The following is a 19,548-nucleotide window of genomic DNA, read 5'->3' on the forward strand; positions in this document are numbered from 1 at the left end:
CGCCTGACCCGCCCCCACCCCGTCCATCCGATCCCCTTCCATCCGATCCAGGAGGTTCGCATGCCGCTGTCGCGTCTTTTCGGTGCCGCATTGGTCGCGGGCATCGCCACCATTGTGTTTGCCCAGCCGGTCCTTGCCCAGAAGAAGGAGCCGCCGGCCTGCGGCGCCGTGTCCTTCCGCGCCATCGCCCCCGGCGCGCCGGACGGCGAAACCGACGCCGGCCTCTACAAATCCCGATTCGGCAAGATCGAGGTGAAGGCCGAGGTGAAGGGCGGGCAGGCCACCAACTACTACATGGTGCTCAACGGCAAGCGCATCGACGCGTCGGCCAACCCGCCCAAGGCCGCCGATTCCTGCCTGAAATCCAAAAGCGTCAAGCTGCCCTACCAGAAGCAGGCGGCGGGCGCCTGCACCGGCAACCGCTTCCGCGTGGTCATCGACCGTTCCGGCAAGCAGCCGGTGGCCCTGTTCTTCGGCCTGCACGGCGACGATTGGGCCTATTGCAGCGGCACGACGCTGGAAAAGGGCGCCTGACGAGGGCGCTTTACGAGGGTTGTAGGACGCGACCGGGAGACCGCTCATGACCGGGACCATCGCCCATCTGTCCGCCGCGGGGCTGTTCCTGCTGCTGACGCATTTCGGCATTTCCAGCACGCCGCTGCGCGCGGCACTGGTCGGACGGCTGGGCGAGAAGCCCTATCTCGGCCTCTATTCGCTGGTCTCGGCGCTGGCCTTCTGGTGGCTGGTGGCGGCCTACAACGCGGCGCCCCATGTGCCGCTGTGGCCGCCCGTCGGCGGGCTGGCCTGGGTGCCGGTCCTGCTGGTGCCGGTCGCCCTGTTCCTGCTCGTCGCCGGGCTCACCACCCCGAATCCGACCTCGGTCGGTCAGGAGAGGCTGCTGGCCGGCGGCCGGGAGCCGGTCCGCGGCATCCTGCGGGTGACCCGCAACCCGTTCCTGTGGGGCGTCGGGCTGTGGGCGGTCGCCCATATGGTGCCGAACGGGGATCTCGCCTCGCTGATCCTGTTCGGCACGCTCGCCCTGCTGGCGCTGGGCGGCAGCGTCCTGATCGACGCGAAGCTGGCGCGGCGGCTGGGGGCGGCGTGGGACCGCTACGCCGCCCGCACCTCCAACCTGCCCTTCGCGGCGATCCTGGCCGGGCGCCAAAGCCTCGTCTGGAAGGAGATCGGCTGGTGGCGCCCGGCGGTGGCTCTGCTGCTCTATGGCGGTCTGCTGCACCTGCACCGGATGCTGTTCGGCGTGTCGCCGCTGCCCTGGTGACGGCGCCTCCTCACCGTCAGAAGGTCATGCCGCGCACCTGATCGCGCAGCGTGTTGCGGGCGGTGTCGGCCTCCTTGCGGGCGGTGGTCAGCTCGCGGGACAGACCGTCCAGACGGGTTTCCTGCTCGCCCATCTTGGCGATGGTCCGCTTGAACAGGTCGCTGTCGCGCGGCAGCGTGGCGAGGTTCTGGCGCAGCCGCTCCTGCTCCTTGCCGATCTCCGCCTGTTCGCGCTCCAGGTCGGCGACGCGGCGCTCCTTGTCGGCGACGGCGCCGCGCAGCGTCGCGACCTTGCCCAAGGCCTCGCGCGCCGCGGGCGGCAGCTCCGTGGAGGAGGCATAGGCCCGCACCTGCTCCGGCGACATTTCCGAGATGCCGAAGCGCTCGATCCGCGGCCGCTCCAGAGCGACGGCCAGGGTCACCGTCTGGCCGGCGGGCACCGCCACCGGCAGGCGGTAGGCGTCGGCGGTCAGGTCCGGGGCGGCCCCATCCGAAGGCTGCACCAGCTCCCAGCCGGAACGCCGCGGGTGCTCGACGATGACGGTGCGGTCCTCGCCCGCCGCGCCGGCGATCCGGTAGGTGGTGGTCTGGCGGTCGGTCACGGTCAGTTGCAGCACCCCGTCGGCCAGGGTGGCGCGGGAGAGGGTGCGGCTCGGCTGCTCGGAGCGGTCCACCGTCACTGCCTGATCCACCGCGAAGCTGAGGATCCGGCTTTCGCCCGCCGGCAGGGTGGCCATCCGCGCGTCGCCCACATAGGCGGCGGCCCCACCCAGCCGCTCATAGAGCGTCAGCACGCCCGGCGGCAGGCCGGTCTCGCCCGAGTCCCCGTTGCTGAGGCGCAGCGCGGCCAGCGGGTGGCGCGGCTGGGTGTTGGGCTGGTAGAGCGACAGCCGCTCCGCCGGGATGGCGCGGGCGGTGATCGGCATCATCATCGTGCCGCCGTTGGCCAGGGTCACCGGCTGCGGGTAGCGGAACAGCACCTGCGCCGTGGCCTCCGTGCTCTCGGCGGGGGTGGTTTCCGCCGCGCGCTGCGGCATCGCTCCGGCAAAGGGCGCGCTCATGGCAGGCGCGGGCGGGGGCGGGGCGGCCATGGCGGTGGGAGCGCCGGACTCCGTGGCGGCGCGGGAGCGGACGGCCGAATCCTGCGCCTTCGCCATCACGTCGGCGGCCACGGCGCCCTCGTCGGGGGGCGGCAGGACGCGGCCCAGCACCTCCACCGGCACCTCCGGGCGGTTCACGAAATAGGCGGAGTAGAGCGCCTGCCGGAAGGTGACCGGGTTGCCCGACGCCACCGACAGCTCCACCCCCTTCCAATCGTCGCCGCTGAGATTCTCCAGCACGGCCCAGCCCTGAAGATCGCCGGTGCCGCCCTCGCTTCCCTTCGCCGCTCCGGGCGCCGATTCGGGCAGGGTCAGGCGGTAGGTCGCCTTCCACAGCGGGGCGGCGACCACATAGGCGACCCGCACGGTCCGCTCTGCGCCCGCGTCCGTCTGCGGGGCGGTGGTGCGGATGGTCAGGCGCCGCCGCTCCTTGCCCGCGGCTCCGGCGACGGCGGCCAGCGCCGAGTCGAGCTGCGCCTGCACCCGCGGATCGGCGAAGCGCAGGGAGTCGGTTTCCTCAAGGACGAGCTGGCGCAGCCCCTCCGCCGTCATCAGGCTGACGCGGTTGCGGGTGACGGTGCCGCCGCCGTTGGGAAGCTGGGTGTATTCCTCCGTCACCGAGAGCAGCCGGCCCGACACCGCGCGGGAACCGCTGGTCTGGACCTCCGCCCCCTTCATGGCGTTCAGAAGCGCGCTGGGGGAGGCGAGATCCTGCGGCGTGAAGGGCAGTTCGCGGAAGGCGGTCTCCAGCGGCTCCTGACCCGGCAGGTCCACCGTGCCGATTCCGCCGCGGTCGTCGTAGACCACGATGCTCTTCAGCACGTCGTCCACTTGATCGCGGCGCACCTCCAGGGTCAGCGCGGCATCGCCGGAGACGCGCGCCTCATGCTCGAAATAGCCGACGCCGCCGGTGGACAGCAGCACCCGCTTCAGCGCCAACGCTCCCGGCGGCTGGTCCGCCGCCAGGGCGGGCGCGGCCAGCAGCGGCACGGCGAGGGTGAAGAGGGCGGCTTTCGTGATCCCGGACATGCGGGTTTCTCCCGTTATGGACGATTGGGCGTTCTTGGCCTGACGGGACCCGGTTGACCGGACCCGGCTTCCTGGCCCGGCTTACGCTTGGATTTGGGAAAGATTTGGGCGGGCGAAAAGACGCGAACCGCGCCGACATGCCGCGGAACCGCCGCCGGTCAGGCTTTGTGCGGGTTTGGCGCTCTGTGACATAAAGGCGTCAAGGCGGTTTTGCTGACTGTAAAGAACGCCAACGATAAGGGATGGAAGCGCCATGGATATTGGCGGGAGCAACGCCGAAGGGGGCCCCGGCGGCTGGTGGGGCAACGGTGCGCGGACCCTTGTGGCCGGGAGTGCGGGCGCTCCGGACCGGCGCTGGGTGTTCGTGTCCGGCACCTCCGGCTTCGATGCGGAGCGCCGGGTGATGGCCGGCGACGTGGAGGAGCAGGCGCGCCAGAGCTTGCGCAACATCCGCCGGACGCTGCGACGATCGGATGCGGATTTGTCGGATGTGGTGCGGATGCGCGTCTATCTGGCCGATGCCGCTGATTTCCCTCGGGTTCAGCCGGTCCTGGCAGAAGCGTTCCGCGACCGGACGCCCATCGGCACAACCATGGTCTGCCCGTTGGCCGACCCGCGCGTGAGGATCGAGATCGAGGTCACCGCGCGCTGCTGAGCGTTTCGTGCCGCAGGCTCATGCCTCGCCGATCAGCGTGCGCGCCGATTCGATGTGGCGGCGGGCCTCGCTGAGCAGCGCGCGGTGCTGCGCCAACGCTTCGCGGATCGGCAGGCGGTTGTTGTAGACGCGCACCTCGTTCAGCAGGCGGTCGGCGCGGTCGAGATGAGCCATCCGCTCCAGGCATTGGTCGAGCACGAACATCGTCATTCCCCTTCAGTGCGGGCTTTTGCCTTTTGCCTCGCGGCTGAGAGGAATAAACCAACCTGTGATGACCGCGTGATTTCAGGAAACCGGCTTTTTCGTTTCGATCGCGCGGTAGGATGTTTCAGCCGATTCACCCATCGGTCGTGCGGCGAGGGCCTGTTACCGGCTTGTAACCGATTGCGTGCACCCATGGGGGTGAGCTATGAAGAGGACGGGAGGTAACGGCCATGCACATTCTCGCGGTCGATGATGACGAGCCGGTGCGCGAACTTCTGGAGTCCTATCTGGCTTCGGAAGGCTACCGCGTGACCACCGCACCGGACACGGCCGCGGCGAAGAAGGCGTTGGAGAGCGATTCCGTCGATCTGGTGGTCTGCGACCTGCGGCTTCCGGACGGCGATGGGCTGGGGCTCGTCCGCCAGATCCGCACCGAATCGCACATCCCCGTCATCATCCTGTCGTCGAAGGACCAGGACGTGGACCGCATCGTCGGGCTGGAGCTGGGCGCCGACGATTACCTGACCAAGCCGTTCAACCCGCGCGAGTTATTGGCCCGCATCAAGGCCGTTCTGCGCCGCGTCTCCGGCGAGGGGCGCCCGCCGCGCAGCCCCGACGATCTGCGCGCCGTCGTGCAGTTCGCCAACTGGGAACTGGACCTGACCGCCCAGCGCCTGCGCAGCCAGGACGGGCGCGAGGTGGAGCTGACCAAGGCGGAGTTCGGCCTGCTGGCCGCCTTCGTGAAGCGTCCGCAGCGCGTGCTGACCCGCGACCAGCTTCTGGACCTGACCCGCGCCGACGGGGCGGAGGTGTTCGACCGCTCCATCGACGTGCTGATCCTGCGCCTGCGCCGCAAGATCGAGGCGAATCCGAAGGAACCGCGCATCATCAAGACCGAGCGCGGCGCCGGCTACGTCTTCGACGCCAAGGTGAAGACGGTCTGAGTCCCGTCCAGCCGGTCGGCGGCTGGACGGAACCTTCGGCGCGCGTTAGCCTTTCCGGAAAAGCAGAACCGGGAGGAACCGCGGATGGCCGACCCCATCGATTTCTATTTCGACTTCGCCTCGCCCTACGGCTATTTCGCCAGCCGCCGCATCGAAGAGCTGGCTGCGGCGCATGGCCGCACCGTTACCTGGCGCCCGATCCTGCTCGGCGCCATCTTCAAGGTGACGGGGATGAAACCGAACCTTCAGCAGCCATTGCGCGGCGAGTATCTGGTCCATGACGTGGGCCGGATCGCCCGGCTGACCAACGCGCCCTTCACCTACCCCGACTCGGCCCCCGCCAACAGCGTCGCCGCGTCGCGCGCCTTCTACTGGCTGACCGACGAGCATCCCGAGCAGGCGAAGCTGCTGGCCCGCACCCTCTACCACGCCCATTGGGGGGAGGGGCGCGACATCGGCCCCGCCGAAACGGTGGTGGAGATCGCCGGCACGCTCGGCCACGACCGGGCGGCGGTGGCCGCGGCCCTCCAGGACCAGACCGTCAAGGACCGCCTGCGCGCCGAGAACGACGCGGCGGTGGACCGCGGAGTCTTCGGGTCCCCCTTCGTCATCGTCGACGACGAACCCTTCTGGGGCTGGGACCGGCTGGACATGGTGGAGCGCTGGCTCAGCACGGGCGGCTGGTAGGCTTACCGTAGAGCCCGTTCGGGGAGGGCGGTTGAAAGTCCTGCCATCGGGACCGGCCATGGCGCTATAAGGTGGGCACCACCGACAACCGGTTCGCGCATGGACCAGATCCTCCCCGACCGCCGCTCCAGCAAGGCCGCCGGCGCCGCCCATACGTCCCGGCCGCGCGCCCGCCGGTCCTGGCTGACCGGCGCGGTGCTGACCGCGCTGATGCAGGGGATGATCGCCCTGTCCATCCGCTCGGTGTCGGGCGATCTGGCCTTCGCCCTGCTGGGGTCGGTCGGCCTCGTCGTCGGGGCCTTCCATTATCTGTTTCCGGGAAGCCAGTTTTTCAGCTTGGCGCTGGCGAACTTCATTGGCGTCTACGCCTGCGTGTTCGTCTTCTTCCTGGAAAGCAACTTCCACAGCATCCCGTCGCACATCCAGGCCGCCGCCTTCGCCATCCCGCTGATCGCTTTCCTGGGGGGCGCGTGGTGGCGGGCGGGCACGATCCGCAGCATCGTGATGTCGCGGCGGCTGCGCGACGGCGGGCATTTCGACCGCATCTTCCTGTGGATGGCCCCGGTCTGGGGCATCGGCGCGCTGACCTTCCTCCTGCCGGGGCGGGACGTGGCGCCGGAGACGTTGACGGCGATCTTCCTGCTGTCGATGTCGGCGATCGGACTCGTCGTCGCCCTGGTCGCCCGCGACATCGCCGTCTTCCTGCTCGACGCCGGGCTGCTGTTCGAGGGCTTCTTCCAGCAGGCGGCGCGGCTGGTGCTGCCGGCTTTCGCCTTCCTGACCTTCTATTCGCTGTGCATCATCATGTTCGGCGCCTTCTACACCATCCTGGACCGCTTCATGGTGGAGCCGAACTTCATCATCGACGGCGTGCGCCGCGACCTGACCTTTCCAGAGGGGCTGTACTTCTCGCTGGTCACCTTCGCCACGGTCGGCTACGGCGACATCCACCCGGTGACGGGGGCGGTACGGCTGATCTGTGGGATCGAGATCGTGATGGGCGTCCTGCTTCTGCTGTTCGGCTTCAGCGCCATCATCGGCCACGCGCCGCCCCGGGACCGCCGCGACCGCGATCGCGACGGTCCCCTCTGAACCGCATCACGGAGCCAGGAACACCGTCTCGGCGTGATGGACCGTGCCGTCCGACAGGCGGGTCAGGGTGAGGGTGAGCGGCATGGAGCCGGCCACCGCGGCCCCCGACGGGGCGCGGACATGGACGCGGTGGGTCTGCACCGTGTCGGGTTCGGCGCCCAGCACCGGCGCCGCGCCGTCGGCACCCGCACCACCGGCCGCCGTCACGGTGGCGCCACGGGGGCCAGAGACGGTCAGGCGGTAGCCCTGCGGGGCGCGGGTCATGTTGGAGATCTTGACCGTGTAGCTGTTCTGGATCGCGCCGTCGGACAGGGTGACGTAGAGCGGCGCCCGGTCGCGCAGGACGGAGACGTCCACCGTCGGCTCCAGCAGCACGCCGATGGTCATCATCCCGCCGACCACCAGCATTACCAGCGAGTAGATGATGGTGCGCGGGCGGACCAGCCGGTAGGGCTCCGGCTTGCGGGCCACCGCCTTGGCCTCCTGGGCGGACTGGGTGTCGTAGCGGATCAACCCGCCGGGGCGTCCGATGCGGCCCATCACGTCGTCGCAGGCGTCGATGCACAGACCACAGCTGATGCAGTCCATCTGCAGGCCGTCGCGGATGTCGATGCCGGTCGGGCAGACCTGGACGCAGGCCTTGCAGTCAATGCAGTCGCCCAGCCCCTCGGCGGAGCGCTCCGCCCAGCTCTGCTCCTTGCGCAGCGGCGCCCGACCGTCGCCGCGCCAATCCTGATAGGTGACGGTGAGGCTTTCGTCGTCCAGCAGGGCGGCCTGGATGCGCGGCCAGGGGCAGACATAGACGCACATCTGCTCCCGCATGAAGCCGGCCATGGCGTAGGTGCTGGCGGTCATGAACAGGATCCAGCCGGTCGCCACCGGCCCCGGCTGGAAGCGCAGCAGGTCCGCGACGTAGCCCGGCGCGTCCACGAAATAGAAGAGGGCGGAGGCCCCGGTCGCCAGGGCGATCAGCAGCCAGACCGCGTGCTTGGCCGTCTTCCTGGCCAGCCAGTTGGCGTTGCGCGGGCCCTTGTCCAGCCGGATGCGGGCGCCGCGGTCGCCTTCGATCCACTCCTCCACCTTCACGTAGAGGTCGGTCCACACCGTCTGCGGGCAGGTGTAGCCGCACCAGACGCGGCCGGCGAGCGCGGTCGCCAGGAACAGGCCGACCGCCGCCAGGATCATCGCGCCCGTCAGGTAATAGATGTGCTGCGGCCAGAGTTCGAGGGCGAACAGGTAGAAGCGCTGGCTGTCCAGGTCGAACAGGATCGCCTGGTTCGGCAGGCCGGCCCCGCGGTCCCAGCGCAGCCAGGGCAGCAGCATGAACAGCGCCAGCAGGCCCACCATCAGCGCCGACTTGATGCGGCGGAACCGGCCGCGCGCCGCCTTCGGGTAGATCTTCTGGTGCGAAGCGTAGAACGGAGCCGGGGTCGAGGACGCCGGGCTGGACGGGGCCGTAGGAGAGTGGGCCGGAGCGGAGGGTGGCGGGGGAAGGCTGGACGAGCGGGCGAGATTCTGCATGGCGTGCCTCTGCGCAAACATCCGCACCACCCGAGCGGTGGCCTGCGGCATGGCGCCGACTGTATGCCTTCAATCTCCGACTTCGCAAGCGTGATTGAATGCATTCAATGGAGGCTGTGTATGGAAAATCCTGATTCTTCGGGGGTTGATCCCAGCAATGCGACACTCTGAAGCAGGCTTTGATGGGCCTCAGATGATGACGCCCGCGGTGGCGGGGGGCAGGACCAGGGCGTCGGCCAGAATCTCCAGCGCGCGGCGGGTCTCGTCGCGGTCGAGCGGGGCGCCCAGGCAGAAGCGCAGGGCCGCCGGCACGTCCGGGGTGGTGGCGAAGGCCTCCGCGGCCACCGCCGAGATGCCCCGGCTGCGCAGGTGGGCGGTGAACTCCCCGCCGGTCCAGCCGTCCGGCAGGGTGAGCCAAAGGTGAAAGGCCTCGCGCTTGGTGACGATCCGCTCCGCCGGCAGCAGCGATTCGGCGAGCGCCCGGCGGGCCATGGCCTCCGCCCGGATGGCGTCGCGCACGGCCTCGGCGGTGCCGTCGGCGATCCACAGCCGGGCGATCGCGGCGGACAGCGGGGCGGCGATCAGCGTGGTCGCCCGTTGAGCCACCGCCACCCGGCGGGCCTGCCGGGCGTCGGGTGCGGCCACATAGGCGATGCGCAGCGCCGGGGACACGCATTTGGCAAGCCCGGCGACGTGGTAGGTCAGTTCCGGCGCGAAGGCGGCCAGCGGCGGCGGCGCCGTTTCGGGCAGCGGGCCGTAGATGTCGTCCTCGATCACCGGAACGCCGTGCTCGCGCAGCGCCGCCGCGACCGCCCGCCGCCGCTCCTCCGGCATGGTCGCGGTGGTGGGGTTGTGGAAGGTCGGGATGCAGTAGAGCGCCTTGGGCCGATGCTCGGCCAGCGCGGCGCGCAGGGCGTCGGGGTCGATGCCGTCCGCGTCCATCGGAACGCCGACCACCCGCAGGCCGAGCTGGGCCGCGGCGGCGCGGAAGCCGGGGTAGGTCAGCGCTTCCGCGCAGACCGTGTCGCCGGGGCGGGCCAGGGCGGACAGCAGGGCGAGCAGGGCGGCCTGCGTGCCGGGCGCCACCAGCACCCGCTCCGCCGTCAGGCCGGGCAGGCGGTGGCGCAGCCAATGGACCGCCGCCTCGCGGTCGTCCGGGCTGTCGGCCCCGTCCGGGTAGCGCAGCAGGTCCGGCAGTCCCAGCGCGGCGGTGGCCGCGGCGACTCCGCGGGTCATGCGGGCGCTCAGGGCGGCGGAATCCCGGGGCTGCGGCGGCTGGTTCATCGCCATGCTGACGGCCAGCGGCACCGTGCCGACGGTGGTGTGCGGTTCCGCGGCGAAGGGCGGCGGGACATGGCCCGCCTTGCGCACGAAGGTGCCCTGTCCGACCCGCGCGTCGACAAGCCCGCGATGGCGCGCCTCCCCATAGGCGCGGCTGACGGTGGTGAAGTCGATGCCCAGCCGGTCGGCCAGGATCCGCTGCGGCGGCAGCCGGTCGCCGGGCCTCAACCGTCCCGCCCCGATGTCCGCCGCGATGGCGTCGGCGATGGCGATGTAAACGGGCCGGCTGCGGTCCTCCAGGGACGGCGCCCAGTCGATGGGTTGGGAAGCGGTTTGGAGGTCGGAGGGCGGAGGCATGGCGATCCTTGTAGGGAGGCGGGGCGCTCCCGTCCAGGCATAAGACCCTTGATTGTATGGATTGTCAATGCGCGCGTCAGGGCAGCGCGGCATCGGATGGACGGGGAGCCTCCTTTCCTCCCACCGGGACAACAGGCTCCACAGCGAAGCGTGCGCAGAAAAAAGGCCATCGGAATGGTCCCCGATGGCCTTCGAGTCTAGGGAGGAAACGTCCAGGACGTCGCACCAGCCGCCGCAACGGCGGCCCGCAACGCGTGAACATGAGAAGAAGCATACTAATATATTAATATGAAAGCAAGGGGGAAATCGGGGGAGGCAATCCATTTCCGATGCCGCTCCGCGATTCTGTCTTTCGCTTCTGCCCGGCGATTCCGCCGCACCACGCCATCCCGCCGGAGCGACGGGACGGCGTGGCGTTTGCGGGATCAGCCGCTGTTGCGCAGGCCGGCGGCGACGCCGTTGATCGACATCAGGATGCCGCGCCGCACCCGCTCGTCGCTGCTGCCGGCGCGGTGGCGCCGCAGAAGCTCGACCTGGACGTGGTTCAGCGGGTCCATGTAGGGGAAGCGGTTGCGGATCGACCGCGCCAGCAGCGGGTTCTCGCCCAGCAGGTCGTCATGGCCGGCGATGGCCAGCAGATGGCGGCGGGTGCGCTGCCACTCCTCGCGGATGCGCCCGAAGATGCGCTCGCGCAGTTCGACGTCCTCCACCAGCTCGGCGTAGCGCGAGGCGATGGCGAGGTCGCTCTTGGCCAGCACCATGTCCATGTTGGACAGCAGCGACTTGAAGAACGGCCAGGCGCGGTTCATGCGCTGGAGCAGGGCGAGCCCGTCCGGCTCCTCCTCCAGCCAGGCCTCCACGGCGCTGCCGAAGCCGTACCAGCCCGGCAGCATCAGGCGGCACTGCGCCCAGGAGAAGACCCAGGGGATGGCGCGCAGGTCCTCGATGCGGTCCGACTTGGTGCGCGAGGCCGGGCGGCTGCCGATGTTCAGCGTGGCGATTTCCGAGATCGGCGTGGCCGTTCGGAAATACTGGGTGAAGCCCGGCGTCTCGTAGACCAGTCCGCGGTAGGCGCCGAACGCCAGTTCCGACAGCCGCTCCATCGCCGCGTAGAAGGATTCCGCCGGCTCGACGCGGTTCTCCAAGTCGAGCAGGGTGGCCTCCAGCGTCGCCGCGGTCAGGACCTCCAGGTTGCGCTGCCCGACCTCGGGGCGCCCGTACTTCGAGGCGATGACCTCGCCCTGCTCGGTGATGCGGATCTGGCCGGACACCGCGCCGGTCGGCTGGGCCAGGATGGCCTGATAGCTGGGGCCGCCGCCGCGGCCGACCGAGCCGCCGCGGCCGTGGAACAGCCGCATGCGCACGCCGTGCCGGTCGAACAGCTTCGCCAGCTCGATCTCCGCCTTGTACAGCTCCCAGCCGGAGGTCAGGAAACCGCCGTCCTTGTTGCTGTCCGAATAGCCCAGCATCACCTCCTGCTCGTCCCCGCGCGAGGTGACCAGGGCGCGGTAGGCGGGCAGGGTGAACAGCCGCTCCATCGTCGCCGGGGCCTGCCGCAAGTCCTCGATGGTCTCGAACAGCGGGACGATGTTGAGGCCGAGCGCCGGCTCGCCGCCCGCCCCCGGGCGCAGCAGGCCGGATTCCTTGAGCAGCAGCGCCACCTCCAGCAGGTCGGACGCGCCGTCCGTCTTGGAGATGATGCTGTTCGGCAGGGCGGCGGGTCCGTAGGTCTCGCGCAGCTGGCGGGCGGCGAAGAAGATCGCCAGTTCGCCCGCCGTCTCCTCCGAATAGGCGTGGTAGGGCGAGTGCAGCGGGCGCGGGCTCTGGATTTCCTCGGCCAGCAGGGCGATGCGCTCGTCCTCCGACAGGGCGGCGTAGTCGGCGCAGCGCCCGGCGACGGCCAGCAGCTCCGCCACCGTGCGCTGGTGGACGTCGGAGTTCTGGCGCAGGTCGATGGGCGCCAGATGGAAGCCGAAGGTCTTCACCGCGATGATCAGGCGGCGCAGCCGCCCGGCGGCCAGACGGCCCGCCCCATGGGCCTTCAGCGAGGCGGCCAGAATCTCCAGATCGGCCAGCAGCTCGGCGCTGGTGGCGTAGGGATCGCCCTTGCCGACCGCGTTGCGCAGCGCCTCATGCTGGTCGAGCGTGCGCGAGGTCGCCGCCAGACGGGCGTAGATGCCGGTCAGGGCGCGGCGGAACGGCTCGTCGGCGCGGTGCGGCGAATGGTCGGGCGAGCGCTTGGCCAGCTCCTCCAGCTCCGGCGAGGTGCCGAGCAGCAGCTCGGACAGCGGCAGCTCACCGCCCAGCTCGTGGATCTCGGTCAGGTAGTGGTCGAGCGCGGCGGTCGACTGCAGGCGCATCGCCTCGCGCAGGATCGGCGCCGTGACGAAGGGGTTGCCGTCGCGGTCGCCGCCGATCCAGGAACCGATGCGGAAATAGGGCGGCAGCGACCAGTCCCGCTCGGGGAAGCGCTTGGCCAGAAGATCCTCGAAGCGGCAGAACAGCTTCGGCAGCTCGGAGAAGAAGGTGTCGGTGTAGTAGGAGATGCCGTTCTTCACCTCGTCGATCACGGCCAGGCGCTGCGGGCGCAGCATGCGGGTGCGCCACAGGGTCAGGATGGCCTCCTGGAGCGCGTCCATGTTGGCCTCCGCCTCCTCCGGCGTCAGGCGGGAACGGTCGCGGGTGTCGAGCAGGGAGGCCACCTTGTGCTCCAGCGCCAGGATGCTCTTGCGCTGGACCTCGGTCGGGTGGGCGGTCAGCACCGGGCTGACCTGGGCGATGTCCAGCACGCCGGCCAGCCGGTCGGGCGCGACGCCGGCGGCCTCCAACCGCTCCAGCGCGTAGGGCAGGGTGCCCTCGCGCGCCGGCGAGCCGGCGATGGCGTGGTCGCGGGTGCGCCGGATGTGGTGCTGGTCCTCGGCGATGTTGGCGAGGTGCAGGAAGTAGGAGAAGGCGCGCACCACCGACATCATCGTGTCGCGCGGCAGGCCGTTCAGGATCTCGGCCATCTCGCGGCGGGCGGAGTCGTCGTCGTCGCGGTTGAAGCGGACCGAGGCCTGGCGCACGCTCTCGATGACGCCGTAGACGCCGTCGCCCTCCTGCTCGCGCACGGTGTCGCCGAGCAGGCGGCCGAGCAGGCGGATGTCCTCGCGCAGCGGGAAATCCTTGTCGTCGGTGCCGGTTTCGGCGTCGGTGACCGGAGCGGTGGGGCGGAGGGCGGCGTCGGTGGTCATCGTGGGTCGCTCCGGCTGTGCGAAGGTGGATCCGTCGAAAAGGATATGCGTGCAACTGTAAAGCAGTTTGCTGCACCCGCTAAAGCCCTTTTTCCCTTGTGGGAGAACGGCTTCGGCAGGGTTGCGGACGCCGCCGCCCGGGGGCGCCGGTTGCGCTGCGGCGTACGCACAGATGTACCACCTGGCGGAGGGACCCGCCACGGCGGCGCGCGATCCTTCCGCCATGCGGTGACGGCTGCTGTTCAGCGCCAGAGTTATACTAGTATATCAAATCCGCTGGCAAGACTCGCACCGTGTCAGGGCGCGCCGAACCGTCCCGCCGGCAGCCCGACGACTCCGGGCGTGCAGGCGAACAGCCCGCCGGCCAGCGGCTCCCCGGCTGGTGTGCCTTGGGTCGGCGCATCCTGAGCGGCGGTGGTGATGAACAGCCGGTCCAGACCCGGCCCGCCGAAGGCGCAGGAGGTGACGTTGGACACCGGCAGCCGCACCACCCGGTCCAGCGTCCCGTCCGGCCGGAAGCGGCTGACCCGCCCGCCGCTCCAATGGGCCACCCAGAGATGCCCCTCGGCGTCGCAGGTCATGCCGTCGGGATAGCCGTCCTCCTCGCCGAAGCGGAGGTGGACGCGCTTGCCGGACAAGGCACCGTCCGCACCCAGGGCGAAGGCGAAGATGGTCCGGGACGGGCTGTCGGTGTGGTAGAGCGTCCGCCCGTCCGGGGAGAGGGCCGGGCCGTTGCTGACCGTGTAGCCTTCGTCCGCCCGCTCCACGGAACCGTCCGGCCCGATGCGGTACAGCGCGCCGGAGGCCTCCTGCTCCGCGTCGTTCATGCTGCCCACCCACAGCCGGCCCGCCGCGTCGGCCATGGCGTCGTTCAGCCGGTTGCCGGGCGCGTCCTCCTCCAGCCGCATCAGTTCGGGTCCCACCGAGAGCCGGTCGCCATCCAGCGTCAGGCCGTCCAGCGTCAGGCCGACCAGCCGGCGCGAGCGCAGCCCGGCGACGAAGCCGGCGCCGTCCGCCCGCTCGACCAGCCAGCAGGCGGCCTCCTCCAGCGGCCAGGAGCAGCCCCGGCCGTCGGCGGGTGTGTAGCGCAGCAGGCGCGACCCGCGGATGTCCACGGCGAACAGGGCGGCGTGCGACGGCGACCAGACCGGCCCCTCGCCAAGCTGTGCGCGCGCCTCCCAGACACAGTGAGCGTCCATGGTCCCGGTCTCCTTCTCTGGTGGCTCCGCGCCATGCCGCGGGTCTTTTCGTCACAGGTCGAGGGTGGCGTTCGCGGCAAGTCTTTTGCAGCGTTTCGGCGCCGGAAGTGGCAAAAAGAGCGCGTGGCGTTCGCCGGTCCCATGCCCATATGGGGCTTGACCGAACGATCGAACCGACGTTTGAACCGACGTTCGCACCAACGTTTCAAGGCAGTATTTTCCCGAGGGAGGAATTCACCCATGTCTGCCCCGACCCGACTGAAGCCCGGCGTCGTGACCGGAGAGGACTACCGCGCGCTGATCGCCGCCTGCCAGGACGGCGGTTACGCTCTGCCGGCGGTCAACGTGGTCGGCACCAACGGCATCAACGCCGTCCTCGAGGCGGCGGCGAAGAACCGCTCCGACGTGATCGTGCAGCTCTCCAACGGCGGCGCCCGCTTCTACGCCGGCGAGGGCATGAAGGACGCCCTCCAGGCGCGCATCCTCGGCGCCGTGTCGGCGGCCCAGCACGTCCATCTGCTGGCCGAGCAGTACGGCGTCTGCGTCGTCCTGCACACCGACCACGCGAACAAGGGCCTGATTCCCTGGGTCGAGGGCATGATCGGCCACGGCGAGGAGCATTTCCGCCGCACCGGCCGTCCGCTGTTCAGCTCGCACATGCTCGACCTGTCGGAGGAGTCGCTGGACTTCAACCTGTCGGAATGCGCCCGCGTCCTCAAGCGCCTCGCCCCGCTGGGCATGAGCCTGGAGATCGAGCTGGGCGTGACCGGCGGCGAGGAGGACGGCATCGGGTCGGAGGATCTGGACGCCGCCAACAACGCCCACCTCTACACCCAGCCGGAAGACGTGCTGCGCGCCTATGAGGAGCTGTCGCCCATCGGCCACTTCTCGGTCGCGGCCTCCTTCGGCAACGTCCACGGCGTCTACGCCCCGGGCAACGTGAAGCTGCGCCCGGAGATCCTCGGCGCCTCGCAGGCGCTGGTGGCGGAGCGTCACGGCGGCGGCGCCAAGCCGCTGGCCCTGGTGTTCCACGGCGGTTCGGGGTCGGAGAAGGAGAAGATCGCCCAGGCGGTCGGCTTCGGCGTGTTCAAGATGAACATCGACACCGACACCCAGTTCGCCTTCGCCGAGTCCATCGGCGGCTTCGTGCTGGAGAACGAGGCGGCCTTCCGCCATCAGATCGACCCGCAGTCGGGCAAGCCGCTGAAGAAGCTATACGACCCGCGCAAGTGGCTGCGCCTGGGCGAGCAGGGCATGGTCCGCCGCCTGGACGAGGCCTTCGCCGATCTGGGCGCCGCCGGCAAGTCGCTGGCCGGCTGATTCGTCGGGATGTGGGGGTGGGGGGCCGGCATGGCCGTTCCCCCTTACGCCGATTGCACCACCCCGATCACCGGCTCCGGCGGCGTCGCGACTGCCGCCGGAGCCGGGGTTGGAGTCGGGACCGGCGCCGCGGGCGCCGTGAAATCCACGGACAGCTGCTCCACCGTCATCGACCCGGCACCCGCCGTCACCTCGGCGCCGAACTGGAAGCCCAGAATCCAGTCGGTCTCGTTGACGATCCCACGGGTCTGAAGCTCGTCCAGCAATCCGTCCAGGTCCAGCGTCCCGGCGAGCCGGTCGTCGCCGTATTGCAGGACCGTGTATTCCCAGTCGATCGGGTTGCCGTCCACCCCGCCGCTGAACACCGGCTTGTTCCACAGCGTGGCGTCCCCCTGCGCGTCGGTCAGCGTCGCGGCCGGCTCCCCGGCGGGGGTGAAGTAGCCACTGTGCAGCCACACCATCACCTCGTCGGTCACGCCCTCGATCCCCTTGGCCGGATCGTCGCCGATCCACAGGCTGACGGCGACGTTGTAGAGGTTCGGGGCGCCGGTCAGGCCGACCTTGTAGGTCACGTCGAAATTCGGCAGGTCGGCGATCCGCGCCGGCAGGACCGCGCTGGTGGACGGTGCGCTATTCCACGGATTGACGCCGTGGGTCAGCTCCGGATAGGCGCGCACGGGATAAGTCTCGTAGGTCAGGGCGCGCCGGCTGTCGTAGGGCCAGTTCCAGCTGATCACCGTGCCGTTCGGAAAGGTCGCCTCATCGAGGGCGATGGACTGGGTGAAGTCCTTGCCGTTGCGGTAGCCGCCCGGATTCCAGACGTTGCTGCTGGCCGCCCAGCCGCCCGCCTCCAGGCGGTCGGCGCTTCCCGTCAGCGTCGTGGTCATGGATGGTCCCCGCTCCGTCCTGCGTCGGGGGCTTCAACAGAGTGGGGCAACGAAGATCGCGGCGGCGCTCAGCCCGCCACGGACAGCCGGCGGTCGATGTCGCGGGCGAGCCGATCCAGCGGACTCCCCGGCTCGATGGCGTCGAACCATTTGTTGTGCCAGTGGAAACAGAAGGCGCCGGGGAAGAAGCTGTCGAGATCGAACGCGACCGGCGACGCCGTCATGAAATCCCTGAAGTGCAGAACTGGATTGTCGATCCATCCGGCGTCGAACCAGGGGCAGGGCAGGACGAGGATGTCCAGCGGCGTGTCGTAGACCAGCCCGGCCTGCTGAAAGCCCCAGCCGCGGCCCCGGTCCCGGATGAACGCAATGTTGCCTCTCATCGCCTCCGACCGCGGCGTCGGGGAGATGTAGAGCGCGCCGTTGGGATAGCTCTGCCGCTCCCACCGGTAGGCCAGGATCTTGCCGGGAAACTGGTTCAGAAGCGGCGTGACGCTTCTCAGGAACAGGCAATCGAGGTCGAACCACACGCCGCCGTGTTTGTAGAGCAGGATGTAGCGGACGATGTCGGAATAGAAGGAGGCGTCGAGCGACCGCCCGAAATCGTTTCCCTCAAGAAAGGTGCCGCGGCATTCGTCGCGTTCGGAAAAGGCGCGGATCTCGGCGTATTTTCTGATTTCGCTCTGGTACTCGTTCTCGACGCTGTTTTGCGTCCACAGGATGATTTTGTTCGCGCGGCCACGGACGTTGAACAGAAAGCAGCTCTTTACCGAGATGAGGTGCTTCTCGTTCAGCGCCCCGTCCCAATAAGCGTGGAAGGTGAGCGGCTCGGGCGGCGGCGTCTCGTCCTTGATGAGTTTGGCGACTTCGAGCGAGAGGAGTTCGTCGGAAAAATCCTCCGGCGCGAAGCGCAGCACTTCCATGGATGGACCTCTCACGACACTGTTCTCGGGGAATTCTCCCGTGGAACGCCGTTATGCAACAGGTCCGGGGCTCCAGGCAACCTTACCCCCCCATGGAAGGCGGGCGCCCGGGGGACCGGACGCCCGCCTCGCCGCCGAAGCGGTCACTTGCCCTTGCGGGTCAGCAGGAAGGCGAAGACGCCGATGGTCACGACGAACACGCTGACGGCGCCGACCAGGGCGATGTAGGTAGTGGTGTCGAAGTTCATGGCGAAACCTCCATCGGTTGAAGAGACAGGCGGGATCAAGGGGCGAGGAAGACGCTCTCGTGCTGGACGGTCAGCCCGTCCGGCTGGCGGGCGACGACGAAGGCCATGGGAGTCGACGGCTGGCGCAGCGCCTCCCTCGGCACGCGGACCAGCACGCGGTGGGTCGCCACGCTGTCGGGATCGGCCTGGACCGGGACGGAGCCGTCCGCCGCCTCGCCCTCGCCGCCGGCCACCGACAGGGCGGCGCCGGAAAGCCCGGTGACGGACAGGCGGTAGCTCTGGGCCTCCCGCGTCATGTTCAGGACCTTGACCGTGTAGGCGTTCTGGATGTCGCCGTTGGACAGGGTAACGAACAGCGGCGCGCGGTCGCGCAGGATGTTCACGTCGACCTTGGGCTTCAGCACCAGCCCGGCGGCCATCATCCCGCCGACGACCGTCAGCAGCAGCGTGTAGATGATCGTCCGTGGGCGGATCGGCTTGAACGATGGCTTGGCACCGTTGGCCCGCGCGATCTGGGCGTTCAGGGAATCGAAGCGGATCAGATCTCCAGGCCGCCCGATCCTCGCCATCACGCCGTTGCAGGCGTCCACGCACAGGCCGCAGCCGATGCAGGCGAGCTGCGGGCCGTTGCGGATGTCCACCCCGGTCGGGCAGACATGGACGCAGGCCCCGCAATCGATGCAGTCGCCCAACCCCTTCGCCTTGCGCTCCTCCCAGCTTTGCGAGCGCTTCAGATGGCCGCGGCCCTCGCCGCGCCAGTCCTCATAGGTGACGGTCAGGCTCTCCTCGTCCTGCATCGCCGCCTGGAAGCGCGGCCAGGGGCACATGTAGACGCACACCTGCTCACGCGCGTGACCGGCCAGCAGATAGGTGGTCGCGGTGAACAGCCCGATGAACAGCAGCACGGACGAGGAGGCCTCGAACCGCAGCATCTCCAGCGCCAGGGTCGGGGCGTCGTTGAAGTAGAAGACCCAGGCCCCGCCGGTCAGCAGAGCGATCAGCAGCCACGCGGCGTGCTTGGCCGTCTTCTTGCCTAGCTTGACCGGCGACCAGGGGGCGTTATCGAGGCGGATGCGGTCGCCGCGGTCGCCCTCGATCCGGCGCTCCACCCACAGGAACAGGTCGCTCCACACCGTCTGCGGGCAGGCGTAGCCGCACCAGACGCGGCCGGCGAGCGCGGTCGCCAGGAACAGGCCGATGGCCCCCAGGATCAGCGCGCCGGTCAGGTAGTAGATCTGCTGCGGCCACAGCTCGATGAAGAAGAAATACAGGCGTCGGCCCGGCATATCCACCAGCACCGCCTGATCCGGCGCGTTGGGGCCGCGGTCCCAGCGAATCCAGGGGGTGACGTAGTAGAGGCCGAGCAGAAGGACCAGCGTCAGCCATTTCAGCCGGCGGAAGGTGCCGGCAACCGACTTCGGGTAGATCTTGTTGTGCTTGGCGTAGAGGCTGCTCTTACGCGCGGAATCCGCGGTTTGGGAGGCGGTGTGGGAGGCGGTTTGCGGTTCGGTGGTGGAAACGCTCATCATGCTCGTCCGTGGTTCGGCCCGCGGACAAATGGGCAGGGGCGGGGCAGGGGGCGGAAAAGGG

Annotated in this window: 16 protein-coding genes; 7 read left to right on the forward strand and 9 right to left on the reverse strand. The window is 69.5% G+C overall.

Features of this window, described 5'->3' with window-relative positions; all coding sequences use genetic code 11:
• A partial coding sequence (locus DXK32_RS28935; RefSeq protein ID WP_348981608.1) for a hypothetical protein occupies positions 1 to 534 on the forward strand: 534 nt, incomplete at its 5' end.
• A gap of 46 nt (positions 535 to 580) precedes the next feature.
• Positions 581 to 1,279 (forward strand): NnrU family protein, encoded by a 699-nt coding sequence (locus DXK32_RS28940; protein ID WP_114861662.1) that lies wholly within the window; start codon positions 581 to 583, stop codon positions 1,277 to 1,279.
• A 16-nt stretch (positions 1,280 to 1,295) separates the two neighbouring features.
• Here DXK32_RS28940 and DXK32_RS28945 read toward each other — a convergent pair whose 3' ends face one another.
• Positions 1,296 to 3,407, reverse strand: a complete 2,112-nt coding sequence (locus tag DXK32_RS28945) for a hypothetical protein (RefSeq protein WP_114861663.1) — start codon at positions 3,405 to 3,407, stop codon at positions 1,296 to 1,298.
• Between the two features lie 253 nt (positions 3,408 to 3,660).
• Here DXK32_RS28945 and DXK32_RS28950 point away from each other — a divergent pair, with 253 nt between their 5' ends.
• Positions 3,661 to 4,062: a Rid family hydrolase gene (locus DXK32_RS28950; protein ID WP_114861664.1), complete on the forward strand. Its 402-nt coding sequence runs from the start codon at positions 3,661 to 3,663 to the stop codon at positions 4,060 to 4,062.
• An 18-nt stretch (positions 4,063 to 4,080) separates the two neighbouring features.
• Here the strand turns inward: DXK32_RS28950 and DXK32_RS28955 are convergent, their stop codons facing one another.
• A complete protein-coding gene (locus DXK32_RS28955) occupies positions 4,081 to 4,272 on the reverse strand; it encodes a hypothetical protein (RefSeq protein ID WP_247877398.1) in 192 nt (63 codons plus the stop codon).
• Between the two features lie 224 nt (positions 4,273 to 4,496).
• On the opposite strand from DXK32_RS28955, the gene DXK32_RS28960 reads away from it, so the two are divergent.
• From DXK32_RS28960 to DXK32_RS28970, 3 genes are all read left to right on the forward strand, one after another.
• Positions 4,497 to 5,210: a response regulator gene (locus tag DXK32_RS28960; protein WP_109072303.1), complete on the forward strand. Its 714-nt coding sequence runs from the start codon at positions 4,497 to 4,499 to the stop codon at positions 5,208 to 5,210.
• An 84-nt stretch (positions 5,211 to 5,294) separates the two neighbouring features.
• On the forward strand, positions 5,295 to 5,897 hold the full coding sequence (locus tag DXK32_RS28965; RefSeq protein ID WP_014199879.1) for a 2-hydroxychromene-2-carboxylate isomerase: 603 nt from the start codon (positions 5,295 to 5,297) through the stop codon (positions 5,895 to 5,897).
• A 99-nt stretch (positions 5,898 to 5,996) separates the two neighbouring features.
• Positions 5,997 to 6,989 carry a potassium channel family protein gene (locus tag DXK32_RS28970; RefSeq protein WP_114861665.1) on the forward strand — a complete coding sequence of 331 codons (993 nt, stop codon included), beginning with the start codon at positions 5,997 to 5,999 and terminating at the stop codon, positions 6,987 to 6,989.
• Positions 6,990 to 6,995: 6 nt separating this feature from the next.
• Here DXK32_RS28970 and ccoG (DXK32_RS28975) read toward each other — a convergent pair whose 3' ends face one another.
• From ccoG (DXK32_RS28975) to DXK32_RS28990, 4 genes are all read right to left on the reverse strand, one after another.
• On the reverse strand, positions 6,996 to 8,510 hold the full coding sequence (ccoG, locus tag DXK32_RS28975) for a cytochrome c oxidase accessory protein CcoG (protein WP_114861666.1): 1,515 nt from the start codon (positions 8,508 to 8,510) through the stop codon (positions 6,996 to 6,998).
• A 189-nt stretch (positions 8,511 to 8,699) separates the two neighbouring features.
• Entirely contained in the window at positions 8,700 to 10,148 is a 1,449-nt protein-coding gene (locus tag DXK32_RS28980; protein ID WP_114861667.1) for a PLP-dependent aminotransferase family protein, read from the reverse strand.
• A gap of 425 nt (positions 10,149 to 10,573) precedes the next feature.
• Positions 10,574 to 13,381, reverse strand: coding sequence for a phosphoenolpyruvate carboxylase (gene ppc, locus DXK32_RS28985; RefSeq protein WP_114861668.1), 2,808 nt, complete (start codon positions 13,379 to 13,381; stop codon positions 10,574 to 10,576).
• 296 nt (positions 13,382 to 13,677) lie between these two features.
• Complete coding sequence (locus DXK32_RS28990; protein ID WP_114861669.1) at positions 13,678 to 14,580, reverse strand: SMP-30/gluconolactonase/LRE family protein; 903 nt, start codon at positions 14,578 to 14,580, stop codon at positions 13,678 to 13,680.
• A 240-nt stretch (positions 14,581 to 14,820) separates the two neighbouring features.
• On the opposite strand from DXK32_RS28990, the gene fbaA reads away from it, so the two are divergent.
• On the forward strand, positions 14,821 to 15,900 hold the full coding sequence (fbaA, locus tag DXK32_RS28995) for a class II fructose-bisphosphate aldolase (RefSeq protein WP_040138070.1): 1,080 nt from the start codon (positions 14,821 to 14,823) through the stop codon (positions 15,898 to 15,900).
• Between the two features lie 44 nt (positions 15,901 to 15,944).
• Here the strand turns inward: fbaA and DXK32_RS29000 are convergent, their stop codons facing one another.
• The 3 genes from DXK32_RS29000 to ccoG (DXK32_RS29010) all read right to left on the reverse strand — a co-directional run.
• Positions 15,945 to 16,787, reverse strand: coding sequence for a GH12 family glycosyl hydrolase domain-containing protein (locus tag DXK32_RS29000; RefSeq protein WP_114861670.1), 843 nt, complete (start codon positions 16,785 to 16,787; stop codon positions 15,945 to 15,947).
• Between the two features lie 68 nt (positions 16,788 to 16,855).
• On the reverse strand, positions 16,856 to 17,710 hold the full coding sequence (locus DXK32_RS29005; RefSeq protein ID WP_114861671.1) for a glycosyltransferase: 855 nt from the start codon (positions 17,708 to 17,710) through the stop codon (positions 16,856 to 16,858).
• A 283-nt stretch (positions 17,711 to 17,993) separates the two neighbouring features.
• Positions 17,994 to 19,548, reverse strand: a 1,555-nt coding sequence (ccoG, locus tag DXK32_RS29010; protein ID WP_432612370.1) for a cytochrome c oxidase accessory protein CcoG, incomplete at its 5' end; no start/stop codon positions are given.

This window comes from Azospirillum brasilense, from assembly GCF_003349955.1.
GTDB classification, from domain to species: domain Bacteria; phylum Pseudomonadota; class Alphaproteobacteria; order Azospirillales; family Azospirillaceae; genus Azospirillum; species Azospirillum brasilense_B.